8 protein-coding genes and 1 tRNA gene are annotated in these 6,835 nt (G+C 68.7%); 3 read left to right on the top strand and 6 right to left on the bottom strand.

Going from position 1 to position 6,835, the window contains the following annotated elements:
• Nucleotides 1-259 precede the first annotated feature (259 nt).
• A complete protein-coding gene (gene rpsI, locus G6019_RS05805) occupies nucleotides 260-733 on the bottom strand; it encodes a 30S ribosomal protein S9 (protein ID WP_375539748.1) in 474 nt (157 codons plus the stop codon).
• Between the two features lie 65 nt (nucleotides 734-798).
• On the bottom strand, nucleotides 799-1,242 hold the full coding sequence (gene rplM / locus G6019_RS05800; protein ID WP_017837232.1) for a 50S ribosomal protein L13: 444 nt from the start codon (nucleotides 1,240-1,242) through the stop codon (nucleotides 799-801).
• Nucleotides 1,243-1,454: 212 nt separating this feature from the next.
• Between rplM and G6019_RS05795 the strand changes: the two genes are divergently transcribed.
• Together G6019_RS05795 and G6019_RS05790 are read left to right on the top strand one after the other, a co-directional pair.
• Nucleotides 1,455-1,530 (top strand) — tRNA-Arg (locus G6019_RS05795).
• A 222-nt stretch (nucleotides 1,531-1,752) separates the two neighbouring features.
• On the top strand, nucleotides 1,753-2,079 hold the full coding sequence (locus tag G6019_RS05790; RefSeq protein ID WP_107755856.1) for a hypothetical protein: 327 nt from the start codon (nucleotides 1,753-1,755) through the stop codon (nucleotides 2,077-2,079).
• 106 nt (nucleotides 2,080-2,185) lie between these two features.
• On the opposite strand, the gene G6019_RS05785 is transcribed toward G6019_RS05790, so the two are convergent.
• From G6019_RS05785 to G6019_RS05770, 4 genes are all read right to left on the bottom strand, one after another.
• Nucleotides 2,186-2,725 (bottom strand): hypothetical protein, encoded by a 540-nt coding sequence (locus G6019_RS05785; protein ID WP_107755855.1) that lies wholly within the window; start codon nucleotides 2,723-2,725, stop codon nucleotides 2,186-2,188.
• Nucleotides 2,726-2,896: 171 nt separating this feature from the next.
• The gene (locus G6019_RS05780; RefSeq protein WP_107755854.1) at nucleotides 2,897-4,519 is read right to left on the bottom strand and encodes a solute symporter family protein; all 1,623 of its coding nucleotides are present in this window, start codon (nucleotides 4,517-4,519) and stop codon (nucleotides 2,897-2,899) included.
• Nucleotides 4,519-4,809, bottom strand: coding sequence for a DUF485 domain-containing protein (locus G6019_RS05775; protein ID WP_042329896.1), 291 nt, complete (start codon nucleotides 4,807-4,809; stop codon nucleotides 4,519-4,521). Before G6019_RS05775 ends, G6019_RS05780 begins: the two co-directional genes overlap by 1 nt.
• A gap of 352 nt (nucleotides 4,810-5,161) precedes the next feature.
• Nucleotides 5,162-5,908 (bottom strand): enoyl-CoA hydratase, encoded by a 747-nt coding sequence (locus G6019_RS05770; protein ID WP_182612368.1) that lies wholly within the window; start codon nucleotides 5,906-5,908, stop codon nucleotides 5,162-5,164.
• A gap of 148 nt (nucleotides 5,909-6,056) precedes the next feature.
• Here G6019_RS05770 and G6019_RS05765 point away from each other — a divergent pair.
• Nucleotides 6,057-6,835 (top strand): acetyl-CoA carboxylase carboxyltransferase subunit beta (locus G6019_RS05765; protein ID WP_304506194.1); only part of this gene is annotated, 779 nt, incomplete at its 3' end.

Here is a 6,835-nt window from a genome sequence, read left to right as displayed (position 1 = left end):
GAGGACGGCGGCGGCAGCGGCTCCGAGCCGGACCGCCAAGTCCACCGTGAGCGTCTGATTGGCGAGTCCGCGAACCCCGTCGGTACCGAAAAGTCGGGTCATGATGCGTGATCCTCCGGGATAGGGGGACCGCCACCGCACGCGGCGTGGGTGGTCCGGACCGGGTAAGGATAACCCCGGCCGTGCGGTCCCTCGGGAAACGAGCCAGAGCAGGCCCCCGCGGTAGCGGGCGCCTGCTCTGGGGTATCGAGCGCGTCGATCAGCGCTTCGAGTACTGCGGTGCCTTACGGGCCTTCTTCAGGCCTGCCTTCTTGCGCTCGACGGCGCGGGCGTCCCGGGTGAGGAAGCCGGCCTTCTTGAGCGCCGGGCGGTCATCCGAGGAGTACTCGGTCAGCGCACGGGCGATCGCCAGGCGCAGTGCACCGGCCTGACCCGACGGTCCTCCACCATGGAGCAGTGCCACGATGTCGAACTGCTCCTCGCGCTCGACGAGGACCAGCGGCGACTTGACGAGCTGCTGGTGAACCTTGTTCGGGAAGTAGTCCTCGAGGCTACGACCGTTGAGGGTGAACTGACCGGAACCGGGCATGAGGCGGACGCGGGCGACGGCCTCCTTGCGGCGTCCGACCGCCTGTGCCGGACCGGAGGAGGCGACCGGGGCCAGCTGGGACTCGGCGTCGGCCACGTAGTCGGTGCCGCCGGCGTAGTCGGCCTCGCTGTAGTCCTCGGCCACCTCGGCGGCGAGCTCCGCCACCGTGTCGTCGGCGAGCTCGGCCTCGGGGGTGATGTTCTCGTCGGTCACTGGGCCACCTGCTTGATCTCGTAGGGCACGGGCTGCTGGGCGGCGTGCGGGTGATCGGGTCCCGCGTACACCTTCAACTTGGAGGCGACGGCACGACCGAGCTTGTTGCTCGGCAGCATGCCCTTGACGGCCTTCTCGACGACGCGATCCGGGCGCGTGTCCATGGCCTTACCGAGGGACTGCGACTTGAGTCCGCCGGGGAACCCGGAGTGGCGGTGATGCATCACGCGCTCGCGCTTGTTGGACGAGATCGCGACCTTGTCGGCGTTGATGATGATGACGAAGTCGCCGGTGTCGGCGTTCGGGGCGAACTGCGGCTTGTGCTTGCCACGGAGGATGTTGGCGACCTGGACGGCGAGTCGACCGAGAACCACATCAGTGGCGTCGATGACGTACCAGGCGCGCGTCACGTCCCCGGGCTTGGGGGTGTACGTGGACACAGGCGATACCTCTGTCTGTCTAGTGGGGCTGCCGGCCGACCGGACGCCCTCCCCCTCGCGCGGCGGCCGGTGGTGACCCGCGGAGGCGGTCCGCCGATCCCCGGACACGGAGACGGCACGGACGCCGACGGTCAACCATACCGTCCGGGTGCGGACACTCCAACTCGCCGATCACGGACGGGCGGACATCGGTTAGACTCTCCCCGGTTCCCGCCCTCGTAGCTCAGTGGATAGAGCACGGCTCTCCTAAAGCCGGTGTCGGAGGTTCGATTCCTCTCGAGGGCACCACGGCGCGGGTCGGGTGGCCCCCGGCCCCTCAGCCCCTTCGGCCCCGTCAGCCCCTTCGGCCCCGCTCAGGCCCGCGACACCCGATGTCGAGCCCGGAGAGACGCCCCGTTGACATCAATACATGCACGTATGATGATGTATGCATGCCGAGGCGGCGGACGCCGCCCATGACGGGCGGACATCGCCCCGGACGACCGGCGACGAGGAACAGGAGCCCCACCCATGACCGTGACCGACCACCCCACCGCCGAACCGCACTCCCACACCCACGGACCCGGCTGCGGACACGAGGCGATCGTCCACGAGGATCACGTGGACTACCTGCATGACGGCCACCTGCACCGCGAGCACGACGGCCACTACGACGAGTGCACCACCTGCTCGTGTGACAACTGCGACGACAGCTGCGCGATGTGCACCTGCACGAACTGCACCTGCGAGACCTGCAACCACAACATCTGCTCGTGCGACAACTGCGGCGAGCGGCACGAGTGCGCGAACTGCGTCTGCGACGACTGCAGCTGCGCGACCTGCCGGCACGCGGCCTGACGGTCCCGGACGACACCGGCCCGTCACGGGCCGGCCCGCAACATATCTGACCGATACGGTCGAGCCCGCTGATGACACATCAGCGGGCTCGACGCTTCTCGGCCTGTCAGCGTCGCAGAGTCGCGGCGAACGCCCCGGTCAACGCCAGGATCGGCAGCCCGATGAACAGGTGGACTATCGCGGCGGCCACCCCGTCGAGGAACGGGACCGTCACCAGGAGCGGCAGCGCCACGGCCGCGATGATCAGCAACCCCACGGTCCACGAGAAAAACTGCTGCGGGTTGGCGGTGCCGACGAGCAGCAGGTACCAGAGGAGCCCGGCCAGGATCGCGGCCACCGCCCCGTAGACGGCGTACATGGTGGGGGTGTTGCCGCCGTTGGCCCACTGGTGGCCGAACCGGCCGAACGCCGCGTCCACCACCCAGGCGATCAGCCACCCGGCGATCGCCGCCACGAGAGCCGTGGCCGCGACGCTGCCCAGGAATTTGCCCACGTCGATAGCCGGACCGCGGGGCGCCCGGCGCTCCTGGTAGCCGGCGTCGTTCGAGTAGGGCTCGTCGTACCCAGCGTCCCCGCCCATCTGCGAGTACGCGCGCGAGTCGGGCTGGCCCATGCGCCGCGTCTGGTCGTCCTGTCCGGGATACATTCTTCTACCGCCTCCGAATCGGTGTGGTGGTCACCGAGGGTAGCCCCTTTGTCCACCGACTTCCCGCCTGCCGGGGTGCGGCCCCGCCCCGAGGCCGGTCGACGAGACCGGCCCGCCCGACCGTGAAGACGGTAGGGCGGGCCGGCGTCGGGTCCGGATGGACGAGTGGGATCAGTGGTTGATCGTCTTCTCCACACCGACACCCGTGAGGGAACGGACCTCCATCTCGACCCGCTTCTCCGGGAACTCGTCCTTCTTGCCGAGGAAGGTGCCGATGATCCCGAGGAGGAACGCCAGCGGGATCGACACGATGCCCGGGTTGGACAGCGGGAACAACGAGAAGTCGACACTGGTGATCATCGACTTCGGGCCGCCCGACACCGCGGGCGAGAGCGCGATCAGCACGAGTGTGCTGATCAGGCCGCCGTACATCGAGAACAGCGCGCCGGTGGTGTTGAACCGCTTCCAGAACAGCGAGTAGAGGATGGTCGGCAGGTTCGCCGAGGCCGCGATGGCGAACGCCAGGGCCACGAGGAAGGCGATGTTCTGCCCCATGGCGCCGATCCCCATGATGATGGACGCGATACCGATCACCACGACGGTGATCCGCGACACCCGCAACTGGGCCTTCTCGGTCGCCTTCCCGTGCTTGATGACGCCGTTGTAGATGTCGTGTGCGAACGACGCGGAGGCCGTGATGGCGAGACCCGCGACCACCGCGAGAATCGTCGCGAAGGCGACCGCCGAGATGATCCCGAGGAAGATCTCCCCGCCGAGCGCGAAGGCCAGCAGCGGGGCCGCCGAGTTCACGCCACCGGGCGCCGCCTCGATCACCTCCGACCCCACCATCGCCGCGGCACCGAAACCGAGGACCAGGGTGAACAGGTAGAACGACCCGATGAGCGCGATCGCCCAGGTGACCGAGCGGCGGGCCTCCTTGGCGGTGGGGACCGTGTAGAAGCGCATCAACACGTGGGGCAGGCCCGCGGTACCGAAGACCAGGGCGATCGACAGGGAGATGAAGTCGAGTTTGCTCGTCTCGGTGGCGCCGTACTGCAGGCCGGGCTGCAGGAGGTCCCTGCCGGAGTTGGCCACGGCCTCACCGAGGAGCGCCGAGAAGTTGCCCCGCACCGCCACCAGGACGAACAGGCACATGATCAACACGCCGCCGACCAGGAGGACGGCCTTGACCATCTGCACGTACGTGGTGCCCTTCATGCCACCGACGAGCACGTAGACGATCATCAGGAGCCCGACGACCGCCACGACGATCGCCTGCCCGGTGGAGTCGTTGATGTTGAGCAGGAGCGCCACCAGACCGCCGGCGCCCGCCATCTGTGCGATGAGATAGAACAGGCACACCGAGAGGGTCGCCAGGGCCGCGGCCATGCGGACGGGCCGCTGCTTGAGACGGAAGCTGAGCACGTCCGCCATCGTGAACCGGCCCGTGTTGCGCATCAGTTCGGCGACCAGCATCAGCGCGACCAGCCACGCCACCAGGAACCCGATGGAGTAGAGGAAACCGTCGTAACCGTTGATGGCGATGGCGCCGGCGATGCCCAGGAACGAGGCGGCCGAGAGGTAGTCACCGGCGATCGCGAACCCGTTCTGCGGCCCCGTGAAGGTGGAGCCACCGGTGTAGAAGTCCTTAGTCGACTTGGTCGACTTGGACGCCCGGAGGACGAGGGTCATGGTCACGACGATGAAGATCCCGAACACGACCATGTTGAGAAGCGTGCTGCCGACCTGCTCACCGGGGGCGAGCTCGCGGATGTTGTACAGCCAGTCGCCCATCAGGCCACCTCACCTTCCAGCTCGTGGCGGATCGCTTCCGCGCGGGGATCGACCACCCGGTTGGCGAACCGGATGTAGAGGAACGTGATGAGGAACGTGGTGACGAACTGCGCCAACCCGATGATCAGCCCCCAGGTGATGTTCCCGAAGACCTTGGTCGCCATGAAGTCGGTCGCATAGACCGCCAGGAGCACGTACAGGAAGTACCAGACGAGGAAGGCGATCGTCATGGGGAAGACGAACGCCCTGAACTTGCTGCGCAACTCCTGGAATTCCGGGCTGGAGTGCATCGCCTCGAAGTCAGCCGGCTCCGGGCTGCGTCGTGACGATCCTCCCACCGGTGGATCAGCTGGCTGGGACACGGAGGTCCTCCGTTTCAATTGTCTCGAGCCGCACCGCTGTAGTGATGGGCCTCACAGATTTGGACGGAAGAAGTGTGACACGGGACACAAGCCTTTGCCGAGTGCGGTGTGTCCCCCGGAGGCTGATTCGCCAAAAGTCCTGGTGGACCCACCCCCGTCGGAGGGGTAGACCACCTAATCCGGGGGGTCGAGGGGTGAGGTCGCTCACCGATGACCCCGGCGCCCTCCGGAAACAGCGGACGTGCGGGCCGGTCGCCGCTCGGGCCCGCTGACACTCAGGTCATCGACCGCGGAACACCGGTGGCCTCTTCTCCGCGCGGGCGGCCCGCGCCTCGGCCATGTCCTCGCTACGCCAGGCGAGTTGTTGCAGCTCGGTGTGTTCGTCGCGGGGCAGGAGCCGGGCGTCGTCGTCATTGATCACGGACTTGATGTGCCGGAGGCTCAGGGGGGCGAACCGCGCGATCTCCGCGGCGAGTTCCATCGCCGTGTCGAGGTCACCGATCTCGTTGGCCAGGCCGATCCGGGCCGCCTCCTCCGCGCCCACCGGACGCGCGGTCATGAGGACCGACCGCGCGTGTCCTCCCCCGACCACGTTGGCGAGCCGCTTGATGGTCCAGTTGTCCAGGGCCAACCCCACCTTCACGACGGGTACCGCGAACACCGCGCCGGGGGCCACGACGCGGAGATCGGCGGCCAGGGCGAGCTGGACCCCGGCGCCGACTGCGGGCCCGTTGACGGCCGCGATGACGGGGACCGGCACCGACTCCACCGCCTCGAGCATCGCGGCGTGGGCGTCGTAGAAGTTCAGGTTGTACACGCCGCCGGACAGGTCGGCGCCGGCGCAGAAGGCCGACCCCGCCCCGGTGATGACGATCGCCCGGACCGGGTCCTCACCCTCCGCCGCGGCTCCCGCGACTTCGATCGCCTCCCGCAGGGCCGTGCAGACCTCCGCGTCGAGGGCGTTGCGGGTGCGGTGACGGTCGATGGTGACGACGGCGACGGGTCCGTCCCTGCGTGTGTCGATCATGGCGGCGGGGCCTTCCGGTGCGTCGCGGTCTTCTGTGTCGCGGGCTGGTCGTCGCGGACTGGTCGTGGCGGACTCGAGGCGGGGGTACTCTCCTGCACCCGTGACCGAGGATACCTGCTGGTGAACGCGCCCACCGTACGATGCGTCCATGGCCAGAACCGGAGCTCTGCAGATCCTCGACATGGTCCTCGACGACGGGTCGTTCCGGTCCTGGGACGGCCCGCCGCTGCGCTCGCCCCAGGTCGACTCGGTCCCGGGGTACGAGGACTCCCTCGAGCGCGCGGCGCGGGTGTCCGGGGTGGACGAGGCCGTCATCTCCGGTGAGGGGACCTTGCTGGGTCGGCGCGTGGTGTTCATCGCCTGCGAGTTCGACTTCCTCGCGGGCTCGATCGGAATCGCGGCGGCGGAGCGGATCGTGTCCGCGATCGAGCGAGCCACCGCCGAGCGCCTGCCGATCCTGGCGTCCCCGACGTCCGGTGGGACCCGCATGCAGGAGGGCACGATCGCCTTCCTGCAGATGGTCAAGATCTCCGCCGCCGTGGCCGGGCACAAGTCGGCGGGGCTCCCCTACCTCGTCTACCTGCGCCACCCGACCACCGGAGGGGTGTTCGCCTCGTGGGGGTCGTTGGGCCACGTCTCCGTGGCCGAACCCGGCGCGTTGATCGGGTTCCTGGGACCCCGGGTGTACGAGGCGCTCTACGAGGCCCCCTTCCCGGAGGGCGTGCAGGTGTCGGAGAACCTCGCCCGCCGCGGCATGATCGACGGCGTGCTCCCCCCCGAGGGGGTACGAGACCTCACGGCGCGGGCCCTGCGCGTCCTCTGCCAGGACCCCCCGTGTCAGGACGAACCGGCGCCACCGCACGGGCCCGTCCCCGAGCCGGAGTCCGACCGCGCCGAGCCGCCCGACGCGTGGGACGCCATCGTCCG

Source organism: Dietzia sp. DQ12-76 (assembly GCF_014145045.1).
Classification (GTDB): domain Bacteria; phylum Actinomycetota; class Actinomycetes; order Mycobacteriales; family Mycobacteriaceae; genus Dietzia.
The sequence above is the reverse complement of the archived record's forward strand: the minus strand, read 5'-3'. Positions and strand labels throughout refer to the sequence as shown.

Bases quoted from the DNA above. Each gene is read 5' to 3' on its own strand.
- G6019_RS05790 (WP_107755856.1), top strand. From the start codon at position 1,753: ATGACCGTGACCGACCACCCCACCGCCGAACCGCACTCCCACACCCAC.
- G6019_RS05785 (WP_107755855.1), bottom strand. From the start codon at position 2,725: ATGTATCCCGGACAGGACGACCAGACGCGGCGCATGGGCCAGCCCGAC.
- G6019_RS05780 (WP_107755854.1), bottom strand. From the start codon at position 4,519: ATGGGCGACTGGCTGTACAACATCCGCGAGCTCGCCCCCGGTGAGCAG.
- G6019_RS05775 (WP_042329896.1), bottom strand. From the start codon at position 4,809: ATGCACTCCAGCCCGGAATTCCAGGAGTTGCGCAGCAAGTTCAGGGCG.
- G6019_RS05770 (WP_182612368.1), bottom strand. From the start codon at position 5,908: ATGATCGACACACGCAGGGACGGACCCGTCGCCGTCGTCACCATCGAC.